At 68.8% G+C, this 25,661-nt stretch carries 20 protein-coding genes; 8 read left to right on the top strand and 12 right to left on the bottom strand.

Annotated elements, in window-relative coordinates; genetic code table 11:
* Position 1: 1 nt before the first annotated feature.
* Together PIGHUM_RS16925 and PIGHUM_RS16930 are read right to left on the bottom strand one after the other, a co-directional pair.
* Entirely contained in the window at positions 2–484 is a 483-nt protein-coding gene (locus PIGHUM_RS16925) for an aromatic-ring-hydroxylating dioxygenase subunit beta (protein WP_124080754.1), read from the bottom strand.
* A gap of 32 nt (positions 485–516) precedes the next feature.
* On the bottom strand, positions 517–1,824 hold the full coding sequence (locus tag PIGHUM_RS16930) for an aromatic ring-hydroxylating oxygenase subunit alpha (RefSeq protein WP_124080755.1): 1,308 nt from the start codon (positions 1,822–1,824) through the stop codon (positions 517–519).
* A gap of 181 nt (positions 1,825–2,005) precedes the next feature.
* On the opposite strand from PIGHUM_RS16930, the gene PIGHUM_RS16935 reads away from it, so the two are divergent.
* Complete coding sequence (locus PIGHUM_RS16935) at positions 2,006–2,794, top strand: HpcH/HpaI aldolase family protein (protein WP_124080756.1); 789 nt, start codon at positions 2,006–2,008, stop codon at positions 2,792–2,794.
* 121 nt (positions 2,795–2,915) lie between these two features.
* Here PIGHUM_RS16935 and clpA read toward each other — a convergent pair whose 3' ends face one another.
* Both clpA and clpS read right to left on the bottom strand, forming a co-directional pair.
* Positions 2,916–5,207, bottom strand: a complete 2,292-nt coding sequence (gene clpA / locus PIGHUM_RS16940) for an ATP-dependent Clp protease ATP-binding subunit ClpA (protein WP_187697803.1) — start codon at positions 5,205–5,207, stop codon at positions 2,916–2,918.
* The gene (gene clpS, locus PIGHUM_RS16945; protein ID WP_124080758.1) at positions 5,204–5,524 is read right to left on the bottom strand and encodes an ATP-dependent Clp protease adapter ClpS; all 321 of its coding nucleotides are present in this window, start codon (positions 5,522–5,524) and stop codon (positions 5,204–5,206) included. Before clpS ends, clpA begins: the two co-directional genes overlap by 4 nt.
* 283 nt (positions 5,525–5,807) lie before the next feature.
* Here clpS and PIGHUM_RS16950 point away from each other — a divergent pair, with 283 nt between their 5' ends.
* The 5 genes from PIGHUM_RS16950 to PIGHUM_RS16970 all read left to right on the top strand — a co-directional run bounded on the left by PIGHUM_RS16950 (position 5,808) and on the right by PIGHUM_RS16970 (position 9,553).
* Entirely contained in the window at positions 5,808–6,014 is a 207-nt protein-coding gene (locus PIGHUM_RS16950) for a cold-shock protein (RefSeq protein WP_187697804.1), read from the top strand.
* A gap of 121 nt (positions 6,015–6,135) precedes the next feature.
* The gene (locus PIGHUM_RS16955; RefSeq protein ID WP_124080760.1) at positions 6,136–6,588 is read left to right on the top strand and encodes a DUF192 domain-containing protein; all 453 of its coding nucleotides are present in this window, start codon (positions 6,136–6,138) and stop codon (positions 6,586–6,588) included.
* A gap of 367 nt (positions 6,589–6,955) precedes the next feature.
* Positions 6,956–7,819, top strand: a complete 864-nt coding sequence (locus PIGHUM_RS16960) for an intradiol ring-cleavage dioxygenase (RefSeq protein WP_124080966.1) — start codon at positions 6,956–6,958, stop codon at positions 7,817–7,819.
* A 56-nt stretch (positions 7,820–7,875) separates the two neighbouring features.
* Positions 7,876–8,472, top strand: coding sequence for a nuclear transport factor 2 family protein (locus tag PIGHUM_RS16965; RefSeq protein ID WP_124080761.1), 597 nt, complete (start codon positions 7,876–7,878; stop codon positions 8,470–8,472).
* A gap of 106 nt (positions 8,473–8,578) precedes the next feature.
* Positions 8,579–9,553: a Bug family tripartite tricarboxylate transporter substrate binding protein gene (locus tag PIGHUM_RS16970; protein ID WP_124080762.1), complete on the top strand. Its 975-nt coding sequence runs from the start codon at positions 8,579–8,581 to the stop codon at positions 9,551–9,553.
* 111 nt (positions 9,554–9,664) lie between these two features.
* Here PIGHUM_RS16970 and PIGHUM_RS16975 read toward each other — a convergent pair whose 3' ends face one another.
* Entirely contained in the window at positions 9,665–10,252 is a 588-nt protein-coding gene (locus PIGHUM_RS16975; RefSeq protein WP_124080763.1) for a malonic semialdehyde reductase, read from the bottom strand.
* A gap of 146 nt (positions 10,253–10,398) precedes the next feature.
* Here PIGHUM_RS16975 and PIGHUM_RS16980 point away from each other — a divergent pair, with 146 nt between their 5' ends.
* Positions 10,399–11,316, top strand: a complete 918-nt coding sequence (locus tag PIGHUM_RS16980) for a LysR family transcriptional regulator (RefSeq protein WP_124080764.1) — start codon at positions 10,399–10,401, stop codon at positions 11,314–11,316.
* A gap of 108 nt (positions 11,317–11,424) precedes the next feature.
* A complete protein-coding gene (locus PIGHUM_RS16985) occupies positions 11,425–12,339 on the top strand; it encodes a peptidase associated/transthyretin-like domain-containing protein (protein WP_124080765.1) in 915 nt (304 codons plus the stop codon).
* A gap of 192 nt (positions 12,340–12,531) precedes the next feature.
* Here PIGHUM_RS16985 and pcaF read toward each other — a convergent pair whose 3' ends face one another.
* From pcaF to PIGHUM_RS17020, 7 genes are all read right to left on the bottom strand, one after another.
* Positions 12,532–13,737 carry a 3-oxoadipyl-CoA thiolase gene (pcaF, locus tag PIGHUM_RS16990; RefSeq protein WP_124080766.1) on the bottom strand — a complete coding sequence of 402 codons (1,206 nt, stop codon included), beginning with the start codon at positions 13,735–13,737 and terminating at the stop codon, positions 12,532–12,534.
* Between the two features lie 180 nt (positions 13,738–13,917).
* Complete coding sequence (locus tag PIGHUM_RS16995) at positions 13,918–14,982, bottom strand: maleylacetate reductase (protein WP_124080767.1); 1,065 nt, start codon at positions 14,980–14,982, stop codon at positions 13,918–13,920.
* 7 nt (positions 14,983–14,989) lie between these two features.
* On the bottom strand, positions 14,990–15,628 hold the full coding sequence (locus tag PIGHUM_RS17000; RefSeq protein WP_124080768.1) for a 3-oxoacid CoA-transferase subunit B: 639 nt from the start codon (positions 15,626–15,628) through the stop codon (positions 14,990–14,992).
* A 10-nt stretch (positions 15,629–15,638) separates the two neighbouring features.
* Positions 15,639–16,337 carry a 3-oxoacid CoA-transferase subunit A gene (locus PIGHUM_RS17005; protein ID WP_124080769.1) on the bottom strand — a complete coding sequence of 233 codons (699 nt, stop codon included), beginning with the start codon at positions 16,335–16,337 and terminating at the stop codon, positions 15,639–15,641.
* Positions 16,338–16,473: 136 nt separating this feature from the next.
* On the bottom strand, positions 16,474–18,888 hold the full coding sequence (pbpC, locus tag PIGHUM_RS17010) for a penicillin-binding protein 1C (RefSeq protein WP_425466737.1): 2,415 nt from the start codon (positions 18,886–18,888) through the stop codon (positions 16,474–16,476).
* A gap of 77 nt (positions 18,889–18,965) precedes the next feature.
* Entirely contained in the window at positions 18,966–24,098 is a 5,133-nt protein-coding gene (locus tag PIGHUM_RS17015) for an alpha-2-macroglobulin family protein (protein ID WP_124080771.1), read from the bottom strand.
* A 79-nt stretch (positions 24,099–24,177) separates the two neighbouring features.
* Positions 24,178–25,596, bottom strand: a complete 1,419-nt coding sequence (locus PIGHUM_RS17020; RefSeq protein WP_246013270.1) for a chloride channel protein — start codon at positions 25,594–25,596, stop codon at positions 24,178–24,180.
* Positions 25,597–25,661 lie beyond the last annotated feature (65 nt).

Here is a 25,661-nt window from a genome sequence, read left to right on the forward strand (position 1 = left end):
CTCAGTAGATGAAAGCCAGGTTCTGCTGCCAGCTCGCCGCATTGAGCAGGAGCACGCGCTTCTCGCGTATGCGCAGGCCGTCCGGCGTGATCCGGAGCTGGTAGTCGATCCGCGCCACGATGGATCGCAGCTCGCCCAGGCCCACCTGGGTCCAATCGCCCTCGCGCGTTTCGTAGATCATCTGGCTGGTCGACACCCGCCAGATGCCGTCGCTTTCCTGGCCCAGCACGTTGGAAACGAAGTGCAGCGTGCGCGACGGCGGCTGCTGGGCGGGGAACCAGTGGTTCTGCAAATGATGGACGCGCTCCTCTCGGGCGGCCTGGTTGTCGCGCACGATGGCGGCCTGCCGGCCGCCGTCCGCCTCGCCGGCCAGCGGCACCACGTACAGGCCGTCGGGCTCGAACAGGCCCAGCCAGGCCTCGTAGTCCCGGTCGTCGAGCAGCTTCGCTTCCCGGAAGATGAACTGGGAAATGTCTTGCAGCATGGGGAGACCCCTTGTTGGAGTGTTGAGGGAAATCACGCCTCGGAGGCGGACCGCCGCATCAGCCTGGACCACTCGCGCCACAACGCGCGCTGCGGCGCCTCGCTGGACGGCAGGCCGCGGAAGTCGCCGCTGGCGGTCTGCTCATCGGTATCCATGCCGCGGTCGAACACCAGCCACTTGACGTGGTCGGCGCGCAGCCCCTGCGTCACGCGCGCGAAGATCTCGGTGTCGTCGGTCATGCCGAACCCGGACGGTCCGTAAAAGCGCTCCTGGCTGCGCAGCATGCCGGCATTGAAGGCCTCGGGCGCCCCTTCGATCTCGTAGGGATAGATCAGCACTTCGGTTTCCTCCGGCGAGATCGGCCGCCACACGCGTATCTGCTGGTGGATCATTCCCATGCTGGGAAAAACGGTGGAGGTCACCTTGGAGGCGATGCGGGCGAAGCCTTCGTCGCCGTGCTGCGCATGCAGCGCGCGGTAGAGCCCGCCGAACTCGCCGTCCAGCAGCGCGTCCGTATCCGCCGCCGGAACCTGGGCGTAGCCGTGCCCGTACAGACAGGACCAGGTCGCGCCGCGGAAACGCTGTTCGCGCATCTCGCGCGTGCTGCGTCCCTTGTGCACGCCGAAATCCCCGGTGGTGTCGCCGAACTTCGCCTGCAGCTTCACGAACGCGCCATGGGTGTGCATGAAGTGATAGGCATCGACGATGTTCTCGGTCTGCAGCTTCCAGTTGCCCTGGTAGCGGGCCACGTAGGGCTTGGATGCCACCACGATGCGGCCGGTGGGCGACAGATCGAGCTTGGCGTCGATCACTTCCTTCATCAGCCCCAGATAGCGCTCCAGCGGCACGATCTGCGGATCCATCGACACGAACAGCAGGCCGCGGTAGGACTCCAGCCTGGGCACCGGCACCAGCCCCTCGGGCTGCTCGAAGCCGGGGCCGTATCCGCCCGGATCGTTGCGCTCGGACACCAGGCGGGTCTTGCCCGACAGATCGAACACCCAGCCGTGGTACGGACACCGCAGTTCCTGCACCGTGCCCTCCGCCTCGCGCAGCAGCGCCGCGCCGCGATGCACGCAGCGGTTGAAGAACGCCCCCAGCCCGCCCTGCTTGTCGCGCAGCACAATGATGGGCTGCCGCCCCACCTGCGCCGTCTTGAAGCTGCCCGCGTCGGGCAGTTCGGACTCGTGTCCCACGTAGATCCAGGTGCGCTCGAAGATCCTGCGCATTTCCAGCTCGAAGACGTCCGCGTCCGTGTATGCCTCGGTCCTGACCAGGAACTGATGCCCCGGTTTCTCGCGCACGTAGTCGTCAGGATCGATATCGAATTCCCTGCTCATGCCTGCCCCTGTATAAGCCCGCTGGCGCGGGTCGCAACCGCGATGGAGACCAGCCTTCCCTGTCGAGCCCGCCAGTCGGCTTCGGAAGGTGTATCCACTTCATAAAGTGGATACACTTTTTAGTGTGTTATGGGTACCATGTGCTTGTCAACACTTTTTCCCATCCACTTGGAGGACGACCATGTCCAAGGTTTTACGCGAACGGCTGCAAGAGAAGAAAACCGTGTTCGGCGGCTGGTGCGCGCTTCCCGCCGCGTTCGGCGCCGAGCTGCTGGCGAGCGCGGGGCTGGACTACGTCTGTGCCGACCAGCAGCACGGCCTGCTCGACTATGGCGACGCGGTTACGATGTTCGCCGCGATCGAACGCGCCGGCGCAGCCCCGGTCACGCGGGTCCCGGCGGCGGCGGACTGGATGATCGGCAAGGCGCTGGACGCCGGCACCCAGGCCGTGATCGTGCCGATGTGCGAGACCGCCGCCCAGGCGGCCGCGGCGGTGGCCGCCTGCCGCTATCCGCCCGCCGGCGTGCGCTCGTACGGGCCCATACGCGCCGCGCTGGTGCGCAATGCGCGCGACACCGCGGTACTGGGCGGCGGCCCGCTGTGCCTGGTGATGATAGAAAGCCGCCAGGGCCTGGCCAACCTCGAAGCGATCGCCGCGACGCCCGGCCTGGACGGCATTTACGTGGGCCCGGCCGATCTGGCGCTGGGCCTGGGCCTGGAGCCCGACCTGGACAAGCCGGAGCGCGAGCATGCCGATGCCGTCCGCGCCATCCTCGAAGCCTGCCGGCGCCACGGCCTGACGGCCGGCATCCAATGCTCGGGCGGCGCCTCGGGGCGCCGCTACGCGGACATGGGATTCGGCCTGATCACCATCGCCAAGGACAGCGCGCTGCTGCAGGCGGGCGCCAGGCAGGAGCTGGCGGCGGCGCAGGGCCGGGGCGACCGGCCGGCGGCCCAGGGATATACCTGACTTGCCTGGTGCGGCCGCCCTGCAAAAAGAAAACCCGCCGAAGCGGGTTCAGGAGCGCGGCGCGTGACGCCTAGGCTCCGGCATGGCGACGCGGCGGCCCCGCCTGGCGGGGCCGCCGCGTTCAATCCACCAATTCCACCTGCGGTTGCGACGCGGGCTTGGGCGGGGAATCGTCGAAGGTCAGCTTGACCGCCTCGTCGACCACGTCCACCGTGACTCGCCCGCCGCTGACCAGCTTGCCGAACAGCAGCTCGTCGGCCAGCGCGCGCCGGATGGTGTCCTGGATCAGGCGCTGCATGGGGCGCGCGCCCATCAGCGGATCGAAGCCCTTCTTGCCGAGGTGGGTGCGCAAGGCGTCGGTGAAGATCACCTCGACGCGCTTCTCGTGCAATTGCTCTTCGAGCTGCATCAGGAACTTGTCGACCACGCGCAGGATGATTTCCTCGTCCAGCGACTTGAACGAAATGGTCGCGTCCAGGCGGTTGCGGAACTCGGGCGTGAACATGCGCTTGATTTCCGCCATTTCGTCGCCCTGCTCGCGCGCATTGGCGAAGCCGATGACGTTCTTCTGCAGCGTCTCGGCGCCCGCGTTGGTCGTCATGACGATGATGACGTTGCGGAAATCCGCCTTGCGCCCGTTGTTGTCGGTGAGCGTGCCGTGGTCCATCACCTGCAGCAGGATGTTGAAGACCTCGGGGTGGGCTTTCTCGATCTCGTCCAGCAGCAGCACGCAGTGCGGCTTCTTGGCGATGGCCTCGGTCAGCAGGCCGCCCTGGTCGAAGCCGACATAGCCCGGCGGCGCGCCGATCAGGCGCGACACCGCATGGCGCTCCATGTACTCGGACATGTCGAAGCGCAGCAGCTCGATGCCCAGGATGAAGGCGAGTTGCTTGGCGACTTCGGTCTTGCCCACGCCGGTAGGACCGGAGAACAGGAAGGCGCCGATCGGCTTGTCGGGCTTGCCCAGGCCGGACCGGGCCATCTTGATGGATCCCGCCAGCGCGTCGATGGCCGCATCCTGGCCGAACACCACCGCCTTCAGGTCGCGCTCGAGCGTGGCCAGCTTGCTGCGGTCGTCGCTGGACACCGCCTGGGGCGGAATCCGGGCGATCTTGGAGACGATGTCCTCGATCTCGGCCTTGCCGATGATCTTCTTCTGCCGCGACTTGGGCAGGATGCGCTGGGCCGCGCCAGCCTCGTCGATGACGTCGATGGCCTTGTCCGGCAGGTGGCGGTCGTTGATGAACTTGGCCGCCAGCTCCGCCGCAGCGGACAGCGCGGCCGAGGAATACTTGACGCTGTGGTGGTCCTCGAAGCGCTGCTTCAGGCCGCGCAGGATCTGCACCGTCTGCTCGACGCTGGGCTCGTTCACGTCTATCTTCTGGAAGCGGCGCGACAGCGCGTGGTCTTTCTCGAAGATGCCGCGGTACTCGGTATAGGTGGTCGCGCCTATGCATTTGAGCTGGCCGGACGACAGCGCGGGCTTGAGCAGGTTGGACGCGTCCAGCGTGCCGCCCGAGGCGGCGCCCGCCCCGATCAGCGTGTGGATCTCGTCGATGAACAGGATGGCCTTGGGGCTTTCCTTCAATTGCTTGAGCACGGCCTTCAGGCGCTGCTCGAAGTCGCCGCGGTACTTGGTGCCCGCCAGCAGCGCGCCCATGTCGAGCGAGTAGACGCAGGCGTCGGCCAGCACCTCGGGCACGGAGCCCTCGGTGATGCGCCACGCCAGGCCCTCGGCGATGGCGGTCTTGCCCACCCCGGCTTCGCCGACCAGCAGCGGATTGTTCTTGCGGCGGCGGCACAGCACCTGGATGACGCGCTCGACCTCGCCTTCGCGGCCGATGAGCGGATCGATCTTGCCGGCCTTGGCCGCCACGTTCAGGTTCTGGGTGTACTGGTCCAGCGGCGACTGCTTGGCCTCGGCCTCCGCCTCGGCTTCGGGCTCCTTGGGGGTATTGGAGGCCTCGAGCTGCGGCTGCTTGGTGATGCCGTGGGACATGAAGTTGACCACGTCCAGCCGCGTGATCCCCTGCTGGTGCAGGTAGTAGACCGCGTGGGAATCCTTTTCGCCGAAGATGGCGACCAGGACGTTGGCGCCGGCCACTTCCTTCTTGCCGTTGCCGGTGGACTGGACGTGCATGATGGCGCGCTGGATCACGCGCTGGAACCCGAGCGTCGGCTGGGTGTCGGCCTCGTCGGTGCCCGGGATGACGGGCGTGTTGTCGTTGACGAAATTGCGCAGGTTGCGGCGCAAGTCGTCGAGGTTGGCGGCGCACGCCCGCAAGACCTCGGCCGCCGACGGATTGTCGAGCAGCGAGAGCAGCAGGTGCTCTACCGTGATGAATTCGTGCCGGGCCTGGCGGGCCTCGACGAAAGCCATATGCAGGCTGACTTCAAGTTCTTGAGAAATCACGCTTCCTCCATGATGCACTGAAGCGGATGCTGGTTCTGCCGGGCGTACCGGCTCACCTGTTCGATTTTGGTCGAGGCGATGTCGCGGGGATACACCCCGCATACGCCCCGGCCCTCATGATGCACCTTGAGCATAATCTGGGTAGCCTGTTCACGCCCCTTGCTGAAAAACTTCTCCAATACCAGCACAACGAACTCCATCGGCGTGAAGTCGTCGTTCAACAGCACCACCTTGAACATTGGAGGTGGTTTGGTCTTCGACGGTTCCCGCTCAAGCAGCGTCGACTGATCCGGTTGAGAATCGAACCCGGTGCCCATGCGCCTATTCTATCCACTTGAAAGTACCCCGCAAGCCATCAGCATACTCCGATATGCCCGGGCCATCCCGAGCTTGACGCAGCGGGGCATCTTTCCCATCATCTGAGGCTCGGGGCATGGATTATCAAGACCCGAGCCAGCAATTCTTCCAGCACCACGGGGCGCGCAACGACGGTCCGCCAGGCGGCCGGAGAAGCGCGCCCCGCGCCTGTTGCACGACTGTGTTGTAACCGACTACAAGAAGGCATCAAAAGTCATGTCCAGCGATCTCAACCAAGGCAAGATGGGGACCGGTACGGTCAAATGGTTCAACGACGCCAAGGGTTTCGGCTTCATCACGCCCGATGACGGCGGCGACGACCTGTTCGCCCACTTCTCCGCCATCCAGATGAATGGCTTCAAGACCCTCAAGGAAGGCCAGAAAGTCACCTTCGAGGCGGCCCAGGGTCCCAAGGGCAAGCAGGCGCTCAACATCAGCGAAGCGCTTTGATCCCGGCCTGCGGCGGCGTTCAGGCTGCCGCAGGCCGTGTCATGCTACGCTCGGCGCGGGGGTTGCGCGGCATGACCGGCCGCGCGGCCGGGCCGTTTCCCTCCTACCTAGACCGACGTCCATGACTTGCTTCCTCTCCAGATCGATCCGCCTGGCCCTGCGCGCCGGCGCGGGCGTGGCTGCGCTGTGCCTGGCGGGCACCGCGCTGGCCCAATCCCTGCCGCGCCAGACGCTGCAGGCAGGCATGCACCTGATCCAGGCCGAAGTCGCCGCCACGCCTTCCACCCGCGAAAAAGGGCTGATGTTCCGCGAACAGCTCGGCCCCAACCAGGGCATGCTGTTCATCTTCGACGTGCCCGGCACTCAGTGCATGTGGATGCGCAATACCCTGGTGCCGCTGTCGGTGGCCTTCATCGCCGACGACGGCAGGATCACCAACATCGAAGACATGGCGCCGCGCACTGAAGACAGCCACTGCGCCTCCCAGCCCGTCCGCTACGCCCTCGAAATGGAGCGCGGCTGGTTCGCCAAGCGCGGCCTGAAAGCCGGCTCCCGCATCGACGGCATTAGGTAGTAGGCCCCCCCCTACGCGCTGACGCGCGCCCCCCAGGGGGCGAAGCGGGTGGACCGGCGGAGCCGGATCCACCGCTTCCTGGGTCTTGGAAGGGTGTCTTGAATTGAAGCGGTGTGTTCTTTTGCTCGGCTGCAGATATCGCGGAAGTTTGATCCAGGGCACAGCGGTTTTGGCTTTGCCAGTCCGCCAGTGCCGCCTCCTGGGTGGCGCGCGTCAGCGCATAGGGAGGACTTTTCCACCCGGCGTGAAACTCTTTTCCTGTTTTTCCATTTCAATCGGTATCGCTCCCCCTCTACAGTAGCCGTCTACCCAAGAAATCGTGGCAGCCGCCCCCGCGCGGCCTGCCATCGCCCCGGAGACCGCTACCGTGCGCAACCTGAACGAAGACACCATCACCCAGGCCGTGCTGGCCCGCCATGCCAACGCCACCGACGCCCGCCTCAAGACGGTCATGACCAGCCTGGTGCAGCACCTGCACGAATTCGCCCGCGAGGTGAAGCTGACCGAGGAAGAGTGGGTCGCCGGGATCGAGTTCCTGACGGCCGTCGGCCACATCACCGACGACAAGCGCCAGGAATTCATCCTGCTGTCCGACACCCTGGGCCTGTCCACCCTGGTGACGGCGATGAACCACCGCAAGCCCGACGCCTGTACCGAGGCGACGGTGTTCGGCCCCTTCTTCGTCGAAGGCGCGCCCGGCTATGAACTGGGCGACGACATCGCCAACGGCGCCAAGGGCGACCCCTGCTTCGTGCGCGGCACGGTCCGGGGCGTAGACGGCACGCCCATAGGCGGCGCGGTCATGGAAGTCTGGCAGGCCGATGCGGAAGGCTTCTACGACGTACAGTACGCCGGCGACGAGGCGCACCGGGGCCGTGGGCGCATCATTTCCGCCCCCGACGGCAGCTTCCATTTCCGCTCCATCCTGGCCGAGGCCTATCCCATTCCCCACGACGGCCCGGTCGGCCGCATGCTGAGCGCGCTGGGCCGGCATCCCTGGCGGCCCGCCCACCTGCACTTCATGATCAAGGCCGAAGGCTACGAAACGCTGGTCACCCACGTGTTCCGCGACGGCGACCAATACCTGGATTCGGACGCGGTGTTCGGCGTGCGCTCCTCGCTGATCGCCCAGTGGGTGCGCCATGAACCCGGTCCCACGCCCGACGGCGGCGCCAGCAGCCAGCCTTTCTATACGCTGGACTTCGATTTCGTCCTGAACCCGGCCGCCTGACCTCGGCCGCCACTGCCGGCCGGCTGCGCGGCCGGCGCACATCGAGGAGGAGTTGCATGTACGACCAAGAAAAACTGGCCATACGCGAACTGGTGGAAAACTGGGCGCTATGGCGCGATGCGGGGGACTGGGAGCGCTTCGCCACCGTCTGGCACGACGACGGCCGGATGAACGCCACGTGGTGCCAGGCGTCGGCGGCGGAGTTCATCCGCCAGAGCCGCGAGGGCATGGCGCGCGGCGTCAACATCCTGCATTTCCTGGGCGGCTGCACCATCGACCGCGAAGGCGACCGCGCCGTGGCCCAGACCAAGATGACCATCTCCCAGCGCGCCAGCGTCGATGGCGTGCTCTGCGACGTGGTGTGCACCGGCCGCTTCTACGATTTCGTGGAAAAGCGCGGCGGCCGCTGGGGCGTGGTCGAGCGCCAGCCCATCTACGAAAAAGATCGCCTGGACCCGGTCGATCCCTCGGTCCGGCTCGAGCTGGATGCCGGGCTCCTCAACCGCTTCCCCGAGGGATACCGGCACCTGGCCTATCTGCAGGTCAAGATCGGCATGGACGTCAAGACCACCATGCCGGGATTGCAGGGGGATGAAATCCAGGCGCTGTACGCCCGCGGCAAGGCCTGGCTGGCAGGTTCCGCCCGCCCCTGACCCACCACCGAGGAGACAAAAAATGCCCCCACTCTTGCCGCTACGCGGCGGCGCTGCCCCCCGAGGGGGCGCTTTTGCCTTGGGAGCGGCCCGGCGGCAAAAGACTATGCATACCGACCCCAAGAGGCCGGCCGCGCTGCTGTGCGCGCTCGCCCTGTCCGCCGCCTTTCCCGCCGCCGCGCAGGAATGGCCCAGCCGCCCGATCCGCATGATGGTGGGCTTCGGCCCCGGCGGCGGCACCGACATCATCGCCCGCATGGTGGCGCAGCCGCTGGCCGAGATCCTCGGCCAGCCCATCGTGGTGGAGAACAAACCCGGCGCCGGCGGCACGCTCGCAGCCAATACCGTCGCTCGCGCAGCACCCGACGGCCACACCATTTTCGTCATGAACAACGGCCATGCCGTCTCGGCCGCGGTCTACCAGAAACTGCCGTTCGATTCGGTCAAGGATTTCGCGCCGGTCTCCACACTGTGCGCGCAGCCGCTGGTCGTGGTTGCCGGCAAGAACTTCCCCGCCCAGGACCTGGGCGGCCTGGTCGCACGCGCCAAGGCCCAGCCCGGCAAGCTCAACTACGCCAGCGTGGGCATAGGCAGCACCCAGCACTTCGCGGCCGAACTGCTGCGCCAGTTGACGGACATCGACATCGTGCACGTTCCCTACAAGGGCACGCCCAACGCCGTGGCCGCGGTCATGAGCGGTGAAGTGGAACTGCTGGTGGAAGTCGCCTCGCCGCTGCTGGGGCAGATCCGCGCCGGCGAACTCAAGCCGCTGGCGGTCACGTCGCCCAAGCGCTATGACGGGCTGCCCGACGTGCCGACCGCGGTCGAATCCGGCGTGGCCGGCTACGACGTCACCACCTGGTACGGCCTCGCCTTCCCGGCCGGCACGCCCGCCCCCATCGTCGAGAAAATGAACCAGGCGGTGCGCAAGGCACTGGCCCAGGATGCGGTGCGCAAGCAGGCGATGGCCGCGGCCTGCCTGCCCGAGGCGTCCAGCCCCGACGCGCTGGGCCGTCACGTGAGCGCGGAAATCGAGCGCTGGAAGGGCGTCATGCAGAAAGCCGGCATCGCCCAGCAATAGCGCAGCAGGCCGAGGCGAAAAACGACGGCCGATGCGGGATGCCGCATCGGCCGTTTTTCTCGTCCGTCCGGGCCTGGCGCCGCGCGGCACGCAAGCCCGGAAGATGTGCGATCAGAGCAGCGTGACGGCCTGCTCGAACGACAGGCGCGGCTGGCGATCGAACAGCTTGGCGGTGTCGCCATGGCCCAGGTTGCACAGGAAATTGGCGGTGACGCGGCCGTCCGGGAAGAACTCGGCGTTGACCTTGGCGACGTCGAAGCCGCTCATCGGACCGCAATCCAGGCCGACTGCGCGCGCGGCGACCATCAGGTAGGCGCCTTGCAGGGTCGCGTTGCGGGTCGCGGTGCCGGCGGCCAGCGCGGCGTTCCCTTCGAACATTTCCTTGGCGCCTTCGCGGAACCAGATCTGCGGCATGAATTCGTAGAAGCGGGTGTCGGTGGCGACGATGGCCGTGACCGGAGCCTGCTTGACCTTGTCGACGTTGCCGGCGCTCAGGGCCGGCATCAGGCGCTCCTTGGCCTCGGGCGTGCGCAGGAACACCACGCGCATGGGCTGGCAGTTCATCGAGGTCGGGCCCATCTTCGCAATGTCGTAGACTTGCCGCAGTTGTTCGTCGGAAACCGGCTTGTCCAGCCAGCCGTTCTGGGTGCGGGCGGACGTGAACAATTGGTCGAGGGCTGCTTGCGGGATGACGGCCATGGAAACTCCAGCGTTGACAAGTGTCGTGAGGGGTATCGTGAGGCTCGGAATTATAAGCTCCCGCCCGGCTTGCGCAGCCCGCTGCCGCCGACTCCGGCGTAAAGCACTTTTGCAATTCCGCTAACAATCGATCGGGAAAAAACAAGATGGATCGCTGGCGCGAGCTGGAATTGTTCGTCCACATCGCCGAACTGGGCAGCCTGACGCGTGCCGCCGAGGCCGCGGGGCTGTCCGTCGCCGCCGCCAGCCGCCATCTCGCCACGCTGGAGCAGCGCCTGTCGGCCCGGCTGGTCGAACGCAACACGCGCCGGCTCTATCTGACCGAGGTCGGCCAGGAGTTCTACCGCCGCAGCAAGAACATCCTGGGAGAAATGCAGGAGGCGGAGCTGGCGGTCAATGCCACGGTACTCGATCCGTCGGGCGACCTGCGCATCACGTCCTCGCTGTCGTTCGCGATGCGCCACATCGCGCCGCTGCTGCCGGAGTACAACCAGCGCTACCCCAAGGTCAACGTCCACCTGCTTACCGCCAATCGCTACTACGACCTGATCGACAACGGCATAGACCTGGCCATACGCACGCGCGAGCACGAATCGGACACTGCCAACCTGACCGTACGCAGGCTGGCCGAAACGCGGCGCATCCTGGCCGCTTCGCCGCGCTACCTGGACCAGCACGGCACGCCGCGCACCGTCGACGACCTGGCCCACCACAAGCTGCTGCTCTACACCTACTCCAACCGCTACGACGAACTGCGTTTTTCGCGCGGCGACGAGGTGCGCGTGCTGCAGGTCAAGGGCGTGCTGGAAGCCAATGACGGCCAAGTGCTGTGCGCCGCCGCGCGCGAAGGGCTGGGCATCCTGGTGCAGCCCAAATACATCATCTACGACGACATCGTGGCCGGCCGGCTGGTGCCGGTCCTGAACGACTGGGACCTGCCGCGCCTGACCATCAACATCGCCTATCCGCACCGGCGCTATCTGCCCGCCAAGACCCGCAGCTTCATCGATTTCCTGGCCGAACACTTCCGCGCCCGCGATTTCGAGCGTAAGTGGAGGAGTTGAAGGGGGAGCATCAAATTGCAAGCGGGGCTGCGCAGCAGGGCGCTGCGCTGTACCATGCCGGCGGATGATCCGCTCAGGGCATGGATGCCCGCCGCCTAGGAAAATGACATGGACGACCGTCCTCTGGCCGCCCGGTGCGCCTGCCCTTCCCACAAGATCGCCCCGTCCGCGCGGCTCGCCGAGCCGGCCCGCCATGGCAGGCGCCTGGCCTTGGCGCGCCTGATGGGCATGGGCGGCGCCATGCTGGGTTTGCCGGCCTATGCGGCCGCGCCTTTGGCGTGCCGGGCGCTGCGCGAGGAAGCCGCCGGCCCCTATACCGCCAATGGCACGCCGCCCGCCAATGCGTTCGGCCCGCTCGGCGCGAAAGCGGACGGGCGGGCATCCAACGCGGCTGTCGAAATTCCCCCCGAGCCGGGCCTGCCCGCCGGCTATGCGCCGAACGCGCTGGCCCTGCCCGGCATCGTGCGCAGCGACCTGCGCCACAGCGTCAGCCCGGGCACCGGCACGGCCGAAGGCGTGCCGCTACGCCTGACCCTGACGCTGGTCGACGCCTCCCGCGGCTGCGCCGCCTTGCCGGACCATTCCGTATACCTGTGGCACTGCACGCGCGAAGGCGGCTATTCGCTCTATACCGAAGAGATCCGGCAGGAGAACTTCCTGCGCGGCGTGCAGGCGGCGAACGACGCAGGCGAAGTCACCTTCGAGACCATCTTCCCCGGCTGCCATCCGGGCCGGTATCCCCACCTGCACGTCGAGATCTACGCAGGCACCGCGCAGCCCCTGCAGACCGAACGCAAGCTGCTGACCTCGCAACTGGCCCTGCCGGAAGACGCCTGCGGCGCGGTCTACGGAGAAGCCGGCGGCTACGAGCGCAGCCTGGAAGCCTATGCGCGCACCTCGCTGGCGCGCGACGGCATCTTCGGCAAGAACACGGCCGCCGAACGCGCCGCGCAGACGATTCCCCTGCGCGGCAACCCGCGCGACGGCTACGTCGGCAAATTGCTGTTGGGACTCTTACCCTGAGATCCGCGAAGCGAGCCGGGTTTCATCCCAGGCAAGGGCGGATCCGGCTTTGCCGGTCCGCCAGCGACGCCCCCTGGGCCCGGCGCCGGGCCGCCCCGAGGCGGCCCCAGGCCCCCTTTGGGCGGCTGCCGCATAGCGGCTGGGGGCCCACCATGCTGGGCCGCGTAAGCGGGTACGGGGCGGCCCCTCCCCTCAAACCCTTTCCAGAATGACCGCGATGCCTTGGCCCACGCCGATGCACATGGTGCACAGCGCGTAGCGGCCGCCGGTGCGGTGCAGCTGGTTCACCGCGGTGGTGGCCAGGCGCGCGCCGCTGGCGCCCAGCGGATGGCCCAGGGCGATGGCGCCGCCGTTCGGGTTGACGCGGGCGTCGTCGTCGGCCAGGCCGAGGTCGCGCAGCACGGCCAGGCCCTGCGCGGCGAAGGCTTCGTTCAGTTCGATCACGTCGATCTGGTCCAAGCTCAGGCCGGTCAGCGCCAGCACCTTGCGGGTGGCGGGCGCCGGACCCATGCCCATGATGCGCGGCGGCACGCCGGCGGTGGCCATGCCGACCACGCGGGCGCGCGGGGTCAGGCCGTGGCGCGCCGCCTCGGCCTCGCTGGCCAGCAGCAGCGCGCATGCGCCATCGTTCACGCCCGAGGCGTTGCCGGCGGTGACCGTGCCGTCGGGACGCACCACGCCCTTCAGGCGGGCCAGCGCTTCCATGCTGGTCTCGCGCGGATGCTCGTCCTTGGAGACGACGACGGGATCGCCCTTCTTCTGCGGGATGGTGACCGGCGTGATCTCGGCGTCGAACACGCCGTTACGCTGCGCCGCCGCGGCCTTGGACTGGCTGGCCAGCGCCATGCGGTCCTGCGCCTCGCGCTCGATCTTGTAGTCGGTGGCGACGTTCTCGGCGGTCTCGGGCATGGAGTCCACGCCGTACTGCTGCTTCATCAGCTTGTTGACGAAACGCCAGCCGATCGTGGTGTCGTAGATCGCCGCGTTGCGCGAATAAGCGGACTCGGCCTTGCCCATCACGAACGGCGCCCGGCTCATGCTTTCCACGCCGCCGGCGATCATCAGGCCGGCTTCGCCCGACTTGATGGCGCGCGCCGCCGTGCCCACGGCATCCAGCCCGGAGCCGCACAGGCGGTTGATGGTCGAGCCGGGCAGCTCCAGCGGCAGGCCGGCCAGCAGCGTGGCCATGTGCGCGACGTTGCGGTTGTCTTCGCCGGCCTGGTTGGCGCAGCCGAAAATCACGTCGGTAATCGCGCCCCAGTCCAGATTGGGATTGCGGGCCATCAAGGCCTTGAGCGGAACGGCAGCGAGATCGTCCGCCCGCACCGAAGCCAGCGCGCCGCCGTAGCGGCCGAAAGGAGTGCGGATCGCGTCGCAGATGAAAGCTTGTGTCGTCATGTTCTGATCCCGAAAAAGTAAAAAATAAATCCCGACTGAAGAACCAATATCTTCCACCCGAGAGCACCGCGAATCCTGCTCCGTCCCCCAACGCGCCCTACGGAGCTCGTTGGGTTAGACCCAGGGCACAGCGGATCCGGCTCCGCCGGTCCGTAAGTAGAGCCCCCTGGGGGGCGCGCGTCAGCGCGTAGGGGGGGGACTTCCCCTCCAGGCATCCTGCAGCAAGGCACGGATGGCCGTACGTTCGATGGGACGCGGGTTCCAATAGGGATTGGACACCGCGATGTCGGCGGCGCGATCGAGATCGGCCTCCTTCATGCCCAGGTCCCGCAGCGCCACGGGCGCGCCGTTCTCGCGCGCCAGGTCGTACAGGCCGCCGGCCGCATCGTCGGCGCCGATGGCGCGGGCGATGCGCGCCATCGCCTCGGGCGCGGCGGACGTGTTGTAGGCCACCGCGTGCGGCAGCACGACGGTATGGCATTCCGCATGCGGCAGGTTGAAACTGCCGCCCAGCGTATGGCAAAGCTTGTGGTGCAGGGCCATGCCGACGTTGCCGAGCACGGTGCCGCACAGCCACGCGCCGTACAGCGCCTGCGAACGCGCCTCGATGTCGGCCGGATCGCTGACGATGCCGGGCAGCGCGCGCGCCATGGCGGCCAAGCCTTCCTCGGCCATCAGCGACATGATGGGATTGCGGTCCTGCGCGTACAGCCCTTCGGCGGCATGCGCCATGGCGTTCATGCCGCTGGTGACGGACAGCGCCACCGGCAGGCCCGCCGACAGCTCGGGATCGTAGATCACCGTGCGCGGCAAGACCTTCGCGTCTTTGCCGGTTTTCTTCAATCCGGCCTCGGTAATGCCGTAGATGGGCGTCATTTCCGACCCGGCATAGGTAGTCGGGATCGCCACGATGGGCAGGCCGGACTCCAGCGCGATGGCCTTGCCCAGGCCCACCGTGGAGCCGCCGCCCAGGGCGATCGCGCAGTCGGCGCGCAGCCTGCCGGCTTCTGCGCGCGCCTCGCGCGCCGCCTCGATGGGCACGTGCATCACGGCGCCGGCGAATACGCCGGCCGCCTTCGTCCCCAGATGCTGCGCGACCTGTTCGGCCTGCATGCGATGGCCGGGCGTGGACAGCACCAGCGCGCGGCGCGCGCCCAGCAGTTCGATCTCCCGCTCCAGATGCTGCAGGGAGCCGGCGCCGAACACCACGCGCGCGGCATGGGCGTTGTAGACGAAGGCGTTCATCGCGCGGTCAGGCCTGGCGCAGCGGGACGCCGCACAGGCGCTGAAGCTCGTCGAACGACAGGCCGTCCACCAGGTCGGAGGCGTAGACGCCGTCCTTCTCGATGTCGAACACGGCCAGATCGGTGTAGACGCGGCTCACGCAGCCCACCCCGGTGACGGGATAGGAGCAGGTCTCGACCAGCTTGCTCGAGCCAGTCTTGGTAAGCAGGTCCATCATCACGAACACGTCCTTGGCGCCGATGGCCAGGTCCATCGCGCCGCCCACGGCGGGGATGGCGTCGGGCGCGCCGGTGTGCCAGTTGGCCAGGTCGCCCTTGACCGACACCTGGAAGGCGCCCAGCACGCACACGTCGAGGTGGCCGCCGCGCATCATCCCGAACGAATCGGCATGGTGGAAATAGGCCGCGCCCGGCAGCGCCGTGACGGGCTGCTTGCCGGCATTGATCAGGTCCCAGTCTTCCTGGCCCTTCTCGGGCGCCGGGCCCATGCCCAGCAGGCCGTTCTCGGTATGCAGCAGCACTTCGCGGTCGGCAGGCAGGTGGTTGGCCACCAGCGTGGGCAGCCCGATGCCCAGGTTCACGTAGGCGCCCTCGGGAATGTCGCGCGCCACGCGCTGGGCCATTTGGTCTCGGTTCAGTTTGTTCATGGTCGGTTCCTCAGGCTGCGGGCTGGACGTGGTATTGGCTGCCCTCGGGGCCGACGGCCACCACGCGCTTGACGAAGATGCCGGGGGTCACGACCGCTTCCGGATCCAGCTCGCCCAGTTCGACGGTCTCGTGCACCTGGGCGATGGTCATCTTGGCCGCCGTGGCCATGACGGGGCCGAAGTTGCGGGCGGTCTTGCGGTAGGTCAGGTTGCCCCAGCGGTCGCCCTTGTAGGCCGAGACCAGCGCCACGTCGCCGTGGATGGGATATTCCAGCACATAGTCGCGGCCATTGATATGGCGCGTTTCCTTGCCTTCGGCCAGCAGCGTGCCGTAGCCCGTGGGCGTGAAGAACGCGCCCACGCCGGCGCCGGCCGCACGGATGCGCTCGGCCAGGTTGCCCTGCGGCACCAGTTCCAGCTCGATCTTCTTGCTGCGGTAGAGCTCGTCGAACACCCACGAATCCGCCTGGCGCGGAAACGAGCAGATCACCTTGCGCACGCGCTCGGTCTTGAGCAGCGCGGCCAGGCCGGTGTAGCCGTTGCCGGCGTTGTTGTTGACGACCACGAGGTCCTTGGCGCCCTGCTCGATCAGGCCGTCGATGAGGGCGTTGGGCAGGCCGGCCGTACCGAAGCCGCCGACCAGCACGGTGGAGCCGTCTTTGACGTCGGCCAGCGCTTCGGCGACCGAAGCCACGATTTTATTGATCATGTATGTCTCCGCACGATGTCCCGCACCCGGAAGCGCGAGCGGCGTGGTGTGTTGCGAAACCAAAAAGTTCTACATACGAACTATTGTTCGAATATTAAACATCGATTCCCGGCCCGGGGCAAGTAGCGCGGGATCATCATAATGGCGGCTGCGCTGCCGGCAATACTCGCGTCGGCAGCCCCGCCGCCACGATCTGCACGCTGTCGTAGCGCCCCGACTCGTCCATCACCGTCAGCGTGTGCCGGCCGTTCTCGATGAAGCGCGCCGCGAACGGCCGCGCCGCGCCGCCCCGGCCCGCGGCCTTGCCATCGAGCATCCACCATAACTCGCCCTCCCCGCCGAGCGCACGCACTTCGATCTCGATGCGGTCGCGCCCCGGCACCGGCCGCAGCACCGCGCCGCGCTCCAGCCCGTCCAGATGCAGCCGGGCGGCGCCCGTCGAAACATGCCGCGCGCACGCGGGATGCCAATGCGCCTGGGACGGCGCGCCCAAGGCGCCTGCCTCCACCCACGGCTGCAGCGCCGCCGGCCATCGAACGGCCTGCTCCGCCCTGCCTGCGATCCGGCATCCCGGCGCGGTGCGCAGACCCGACGCGGGATCGATCCAGACGGTCTCCAGCATGCCGGCAACGGCGCCGCGATCCGGCAGCGTGGGCGGCGCCGCGCCGTCCAGCACCCAGGCCACGCGGCGCTGCCGGCACTGCCCGGAAGGCGTCGCCTGCTCGCGCAGGCCCAGCGGCCAGCAGATCGGCTCCGGCCGCACCGTGTCCGGCGGCACGCGCGGCGCGGGTTCGCGCGCGGGCAGCGCCGCGACCAGGTCGTGCAGCAAGGGCGCGGCCGCATTGGCGCCGAAAAAGCCCGGATTGGGCGTGCCGTCGGGGCGGCCGATCCAGACGCCCAGCGTCCATTGGTCGGTCACGCCCACCGCCCAGGCGTCGCGGAACCCGAAGCTGGTGCCGGTCTTCCAGGCCAGCCGGCGGCCCGGCGCGCCGAACGGACGGTCGGGACGCCCGCCGCCTTCGAGGATATCGCGCACGATGAAGGCCGCGCCTTCGCTCATCAGCCGGGTTTCGATCCGCGGCTCGCCACCCGTCAGGCGCACGCGCCCGGCCATGCCGCCGCGCGCCAGCGCGCGATAGGCGCCCACCAGTTCTTCCAGCGTCGTGCCCGCGCCGCCCAGGATCAGGCTGAGGTTGGGCGCGGCGCCCGCGGGCATGCGCAGCCGCAGCCCCGCCGCCCGCAGCGAGGAAGCGAAGCGCGCCGGGCCGATGCGGTCCAGCAGATCCACCGCCGGCACGTTGAGCGAGCGTTGCAAGGCTTCCGACACGCTGACGGCGCCTGCGAACGCGGCCTGGAAATTGCCGGGCCGATAACCGGCGAAGGTCTGCGGCGCATCGGCCAGCAGGCTCTCGGAATGCACCAGGCCCTCGTCCAGCGCCATCGCATAAAGAAAGGGCTTGAGCGTGGAGCCGGGCGAACGCACGCCGCGCACCATGTCCACGTGCGCCGCTCGCTTCTGATCGGAAAAATCCGCCGACCCCGCGTAGACGCGCGCCTCCAGGCTGTCATTGTCCATCACCAATACAGCCATCGACACCCGCGGCGGCAGGCTGTCGACCCGGTCCAGCAGCATGCCTTCGACGGTCGCCTGCCATTCGGCGTCGAGCGTGGACCGCACCAGCCTGCGGGCGGACCCGGCATCGCGCGGCGCGCGCTGGCGCAGCCGCTCGGCGGCCAAAGGCGCGAGCCAGCGGCCGGCAAGGGGCTGGGCGATCACCCGCTCGATCCGCGCGTCGGCCACGACGGCGGCGCTCCAGCGCCCTTGCGCGGCCATGCGGTCCAGCACCTTGTCGCGCGCCGCCTGCGCGGCCGCGGCGGCGCGATCCGGCCGCAGCCGCGACGGCGCCTGCGGCAACGCCGCCAGCAGCGCCGCCTCGGCATGGCTCAAGGCCATGGCCGGCTTGCCCAGGTAGCTGCGGCTGGCCATTTCCACGCCTTCCACGATGCCGCCCATGGGCGCATGGTTCAGGTAGAGCGCGAGGATCTCGCGCTTGGACAGATGCCACTCCAGCTGCACGGCGCGCGCGATCTGGCGCAGTTTGGTGCGTATGCTGCGCGGTTCGTCGCGCAGCGCCGGGTCGATCATCCGCGCTGCCTGCATGGTCAGCGTCGAGCCGCCCGAGACGATGCGCCCGGCCCTCGCCCATTGCCAGGCCGCGCGCGCCATCGCCACGGGGTTGACGCCCGGATGCCAGTAGAACCAGCGGTCCTCGTAGCCCAGCAGGGCCTCCAGGTAGAGCGGGGAGACCTCTTCGGGGGCGACCGGATAGCGCCACACGCCATCCTCGCCCGGATAGGCGCGCAAGGGGCTGCCGTCGGCCGCGGTCACGAGCAGGCCGCCGTCGGCGGGGCGCAAGGCTCGCGCCGGCAGCGGATGGCTCAGGTCCAGCAGCCACAGCGCGGCAACGGCCGCGGCCGCCGCCGCACCGGCCAAGACCCAGCGGCGCGGCACGCGGGCGCGCCCTTCGGGCGGCCGGGCGGGCCCGCTCACTGATTCGCCCTCCTGTCGCTGCGCGCCATCCTCCCCGCGGGAGGGAGCGGGCCCTTCGGGCGGCCGGGCGGGCCCGCTCATGGCTGGCGGGCGCTCCCGGCCGGATCGTTGACCACCAGCGTCGCGCCGGCGGAGCCGACGGCGCGGATCTCGGGCCGGTACATATCTTCCACCACGGGCGCGGGCACGACATAGCGCCCGGGCGTCACGACGCGCGCCCGGTAGAACACCGAGACCGGCCCTTCCACGCTTACTGCCGCCACGTAGCGGTCGTCGCGGAACTCGCGATGCTTGATGCGCCCGTCGGTCAATGCGTCAGCCACGCGCACCCCGCCGACCGACCAGTCCGCCATGTCGGCCCCCTGGGTGAGGTTCATGTTCTCGACCTCCAGCCCGGCCGGCACGCGGTCCACCACCAGTGCATCCTCGATGCGGCGGTCCGATGCGACGTCCAGCTTCACCACCAGCACTTCGCCGCTCTGCAGCGGCCGGCCGTTCCACGGCCGCCCATCCGCCTCGTACCAGGTGCGGGAGATCGTGACGCCCGAGGAGGAAGGCGGCTCAGGCTCGCGCGGATACCCCTGCACGTCGACCTCGACGAACAGCGGATCGGACTGGGTATTGACCAGCGTCACGCCGGAGGCCAGTTGCGCCGCGCCGAAGGTGCGCGATTCGGTATCGCTCGCCTTCAGCTGCTGCTCGCCCTGCGCCGTGCGCAGCGTGGCCGTCCACGCGGCCTGGGTGCTGCCGCCCGCGGCCCGCGCGGCCAGGAACAGCGCCATCTGTTCCTGCGTGGACAGATACGACCGATTGCCCAGGCGGCCGGCGATGTCGTTGAGCAAGGCCTCGCGGCGCGGATGCGCGATCTGGTGCTGCATCATCAAGGCGTAGGACAGCGCATAGTCGCGCAGCGCCGAGCCGTAGTCCCCCAGCCATTCGCCGTATCCGCCGTAGCGGTTGGCGTCGATGCCGTAGCCGCGCGTCATCGCCTCGTCGAACGCCACTTGCGCGCGCGCCTCGTCGCCCATGAGCTTGAGGGCGATGCCCAGGTGCACCAGGGGCAGCGGCGAGCGCGCGCGGTCGCGGTAGTCATCGTGCAGCACGCGCAGGGTGGATAGCGGCGCCTTCTGCTCGCGCGCCAGCACGTAAGCCGCATGCGCCAGCTCGGCGAAGCGCTTGTGGCCGTCGCGCAGCAGGCCATAGTCGTTGTCGCGCAGGCGCTGCGGAATGCCGGAGGCCAGTTGCGCCGCCAGCGCCTGCGGCAGGCGCGGGAAGCTGGCGGACGATTGCTGCAATTGCGCCAGCAGCCAGTCCGAGGCGCGGCGCGAAGCCAGCTCGGGCACATTGAACCCGGCGCCGCGCGCATCCTGCAGGAAACCGGCCACGTAGGCGCTCAGCCAGGTTTCCTGCGCGCCGTCGCCCCACAAGGCGAAGCCGCCGCCGGCCTTCTGCATGCCGGCGATGCGCGCCACCGCGGCCTCGACGGCGCGCTCGCGTTCAGCGCGCGTGCGCGGCGTCAGGCCCCAGGCGCGCGCCTCGTCCTCGCCGATGAACACGTGCGGATAGGCGGCGCTGGCGGTCTGCTCCAGGCAGCCATAGGGATAGTCGAGCAGGCCCTGCACCAGGCGCTTGACGTTGAACGGCGGCCGATTCGAGACCGCCAGCGATACGCTCGCGGAATCGGCGTACAGCCGCGACACCGCGCCGGCATCGAGCGCCAGTTGCTCGCCCGGCGCCAGCCGCACCCGGCGCACGTCGCGCGCGGCGGCCACCGCGGGCTGGACCTGCAGCAGCGATTCGCGCACGATGCGCACAGGCTCCTGCCCGCCCTCGCCATCCACGGTCAACCGCAGCCGGCCAAGGCCGTAGGCGCCGGTGGCCTCGGCGGCAAAGCGCAGGGTCGCGCGTTGCTGGTCGGCCAGGCTGATGCGCTGCGCGCCGCCGCGTATCCGCACAGGATCCAGCCCTTCGAGCCTGACCGACAACGTCTGCGGAATTCCGCTCAGATTGGTCACGTCGAGCGCAATGGCCGCGTCGTCGCCGGGGCTGATGAAGCGCGGCGTGGACAGTTCCGCCACCACGGGCGCCGCCACCACCATGTCCGCCTGCGCGCTGCCGAAGCGCTCGGCCGTGAACGCCGCGGCCATCAGCCTGAGCGTGCCGTTGAAGTCGGGCAGGTCGAGCGGGATCTCGGCCTGTCCCTGCGCATCGAGCCGGACCGGCCCGCTGAACAAGTCCACCAGGCGCACCTTGACCGGCATGCTGCGGGTGTCGCGCATGGCCGCGTCGCCGCCCCATTTCAGGCGGCCCGGCGTCCCGTCCATCTTCTCGATCAGCTTGCCGTACAGGTCGAGCAGTTCGGGCGCGTAGCGGTGCTTGCCGAAGAAGAAATCGTAGGGATCGGGCGTGGCGTAGCCGGTAATGTTCAGGATGCCGACGTCCACCGCCGACAGCGTCACATACGCCTGCTGCCCCGCCTGCGCGGGATCGGCCCTGACGCGCACGGTGCTGCGTTTTTCCGGCAGCGCCTTGGGGGCAGCCTCGATAGCCACGGCCAGCTTGCGGTCCTCGCGCGCCAGCGGCAGGTAGGCCAGGCCCAGCGCGCGCGCCGGCGTGACCCGGTCGCCCTCGCTGCCGGGCCGGAATACCGCCACCGATACATACAGATCGTGGCGGCTCCAGTCCTTGCCGACCGGAATCTCGACCGACGAACCCGAAGCCTTCACCGGCAGCCGCTTGCTCCACAGCATGCGGCTGCCCTCGACCGCGACCAGCGCTTCGCCATCGTGCGGCGGCGTGATCTCCAGCTTGACGGTACCGCCCTCGCGTACCGGAACCGGCTCCAGCTTGAGTTGCACGCGGTCCGGGCGGTTACCCATTTCTTCCGCGTCCTGCGCGCCCCAACCCGCATAGAAGCGGTAGCGCAAGGTATTGCCGTGCTCGGGATCCTGCAGTTCGAGGCGATACCGCCCCCACTTCACCGGCACGCCGAAGGCCACCCTGCCAGGCAGAGCCAGCGTGCGCGCCTCGACCAGTTCCTCGGTTTCGGTGAAGCCGTTGTTCCAGCCGCGCTGATCGTCGTAGCGCCAGTAATAGACCCGCTCTTCGCGATACAGCCGCAATTGCGCGTTGGCCAGCGGCACTGCCTTGCCCTGCGCGTCCACACGCACCGCTTCGAATTGCGCGATCGCGCCCTCGCGAGCCACGTCGCGGTCGAACAGCGGCCGCAGCGCGATCAGCGCGGGCGCCGGCCACACGCTGCGCTCGATCGAACGCACCACCGGCCGGCCGCCCGACTCGAGCAGGCTGAAGCTGGCCTTGACCTTCATCGGCGACGAGGTGCCGCTCACATCGACCGGCACGGCCACCGCGGCGGCGCCTTTGGCATCCAGCGTATTTTCTTCGAGGTCGCGGCGCTGGCGGCGATCGTCGTCGGCGAAATCGCCGAACAGGAAGCCCGGCCACTGCTGCGGCAGCGCATAGCGGTCGCGCTCGATGGCAACCGTGCCCAGCAGGCGGTTGCCCGCGGCCGGAGCGCCGTAGAGATAATCGCCCTGCGCCCGCACGGCCAGCGGACGGCCCGCCGGCAGCACGCCTTCGGGCGAGGTCAGCGCCAGCTTCATGCGCTCGGGCAGGAACTCCTCGACCTGGAACTTCCAGGAAGCGTCGGCCGCCCGCGAGGCGGGATCGACGCGCACCTCCAGCAGCCAGGTCCCGGTCTGCGCATCGGCGGGCACCTCGATGCGCTGGCGCACGTAGCCCGGCACCTCGGCCTCGGGGCGCCACGCCGCGGTGCGCACGGTGCGGCCGTCGGGCCGCTTGAGCGTGGCGGTGAGCGGCGCGGCCGGCACGGCACGGCCGTCGGCGTCGCGCGCCAGCACCGAGACGTCGAACTGCTCGCCCGGACGGTACAGGTCCCGGCCGGCGTAGACGAACAGCTTGTTGTCGCGCGACGGATGGCCGCCGACGTCGAACTCGGACAAATCCAGCGCGGGCTCGGCCAGCGCGACTACCGACAGTTCCGCGCCGCGGCGCGCCACCAGCACGCGCGCCGCATCGAAACTGCCGGCGAACACGCCGTGCCCCTGGCTGTCGGCCTTGGTCTTGCCGAGCGAACGCGCATTGCCGTCGAGCAATTCGAACTCGGCCTCGCCCAGCGCCTTGCCGCTCTTGAGCGAAGTGGCAAAGGCATCGATCTGGCCCGCATAGCGCCGTGTGTGCAGCCCGATGTCGCTCACGTAGAAATACGTGACCTGGTATTCGCTGCGGAAGCGCCCGGGCTGGCTCATCACCGCCACGTAGATGCCCGGCTCGCGCAGCTCCTTGATGCCTTCCACGGGCAGAAAGGTGACGTGGCGGCGATTGGGTTTGTCGTCGGTCAGGAAGCGGCCGGCATAGACGCTGCCCGCAACGTCCTTGAGACGGTCCAGGTCCCAACTGCCGACCGTGCCCTTGAGGCTGCGGTTGCCGCTGTAGCGCCAATCGTTGTCGGCATCCGGATCGGCCTCGTCCTCGCTGCGGGCCGCGGGCCGGCGCACGCCCAGCACCTGTTCGAAGAACCGCGGCAGATTCGCCGGGGCGATGCGCAGGAATTGCACGTCGACTTCGGGCGTATTGACCGTCACCACCGGCAGGCCGCCGTTCTGGCCGGCCGGCAGCACCACGCCGCGGCTGGCGAAGTAGAACGAAGGCGGCATGGCCTCGCTGGCGACTTCGCAGCGATAGGCATGGGGCAGCGCCTCGCCGCCGCCGGCCTTGACCTCGCCGGGGACGCCGATGGCGTAGCGGTGGTTGGGCTGGATATAGGGGAAATAAGCGACGCGCGGGTTGTCTCCCACCGTCCATTCGCCCTGCATGCGCGTGCCTTGCGGCATCGCGTCCGTTTCCTGCGGCCGGCCCGCGTCCGGGCGGGCCCGTTCATCGTCGTCTTCCGCGACCGTGCCGAGATCGACCACCTGGAGCAGCCTGCCCAGCGATTGACCGCGCGCCAGCGGCTGCGAGAACGTCACGGACAGCGCCAGCGATTCATCGAACAGCCTGGCCTTGCAATCGAGCAGCGCAAACGGCTCTTCGCCTCCCGCGACTTGCGCAACCGGCGCTTCCGGTCCGCGCGCGCCCTGCCTGCCCATCCACCACGCGCCCGCCGCCACGGCGGCCAGCAGAAGCACTCCCGCGACGGCCCACGCCGCCGTCTTCTTCGTACCCGCCATGACTCCCCCCACGCTGTCCACGCGTGCCATCCTAGCGCGTATTAGAGGGGGAGAGTTCAGCGGTTGTGAAGCATGCGCTTCACAAATTTACATTTGGTCGGTGTACGGGCGGCTGCGCCTGGACCGCGCCCTCCCGCGCCGCCGCGCCCGCCTCCTTGGCGAACCGCAGCGCCACCGCGTGATAGAACGGACGCGGGCAGAATTGCCGCGACACCAGCGAGGCGAGCAGGGACGCCATCAGCAAGTGGAACATGAGGTCCTGGCCGCGGGTCATTTCCATGACGATCACGCTGGCCGTGATGGGCGCCTGCGTCGCGCCGGCCAGGAATGCGGCCATCGAGACCAGCGCCAGCGTGCGCGGATCGGCGGCCGGGCCCGCCAACTGCACGAGGTGTTCTCCCATGCCGGCTCCGATCGCCAGCGAAGGCGTGAAGATCCCGCCCGGGATTCCCGCCACATAGGAAGCAACCGTCGCGATCCACTTGGCCACGCCGAACCAGGCGCTGCCCACCGGCTGGCCCGCCAGCAGCGCGGCGGACTGGTCGTAGCCCGTGCCATAGGTCGCGCCGCCGGTCAGGCACCCCAGCACGGCGACCAGCAAGCCGCAGAGAAAAGCCACCCGCACCGGATGCCGGCGTACCCAGGGGCGCCAGCGCACCGGCGCCCAGCCCTGCACCCCGCGCAGCAGCGTAGCCGCGAACAGTCCGCCCAGCGCACCGTTCAGCAGGCCCGCGGCGGTGGTCCAGCCCCACGACCCCGCGGCGAAGCCGGTCGCCGCGGCGACATGGAAATAGGGATTGTTGCCGGCAATGGCCAGCGCGATGAAGCCGGAAGCCAGCACGCCCGACAAGGCCAGCCGGTTCCAGCGCACGGCGCTGCCGCGTCCCAGCTCCTCGATGGCGAACACCACGCCGGCCAGGGGCGTATTGAACGCGGCGGCCAGCCCGCCCGCCGCGCCTGCGGCGATCAGCTCGTTGGCGCGAAACCCGAGCTTCACTCCTATGCGATGCTGCCAGAAGCGCCCCCAGGCCAGCATGGCCGCCGCCCCGACCTGCACCGACGGGCCTTCGCGCCCTACCGACGCGCCCGCCAGCAATGCCGCCGCGGTCAAAGGGATCTTCCAGAGCGCCTGCCGCAGCGATACCAGCCCCTTGGCGGCCACAGGCACGGGCAGGGAGGTCGCTGCGATGACCTGGGGTATCCCGCTGCCGCGCGCCATCGGCGCAAGCTGCAGCGTCAGCCAGCGCAGGCCCGCCATGCCGCAGGGAACGGCCGCCAGCGCCAGCCACGGCGCGGCATGGGTCCAGCGATGGTTCCACGCCAGCGCCACTTCGGCCATCCAGGCGAACAGCAGCGACAACAGGGCCACCACGGCCGCGCCGCACAGGACCAGGGCATAACGAAAGGTCTTGCGCGAGATGCGCAGGGCCTGCCTGCCCTTGCGCCGAACGGCGCGGGAGGCGCGGGGTCCCCATGATGCGAGAGTTCGAGTCTTCACCGGCAATATCCTGACCCAATAAAAACGCGCGCTTCGCGCAAGACTGGCCTGCGAATCCGAAGCGC

It is taken from the genome of Pigmentiphaga humi, assembly GCF_900606115.1.
GTDB lineage: Bacteria > Pseudomonadota > Gammaproteobacteria > Burkholderiales > Burkholderiaceae_B > Pigmentiphaga > Pigmentiphaga humi.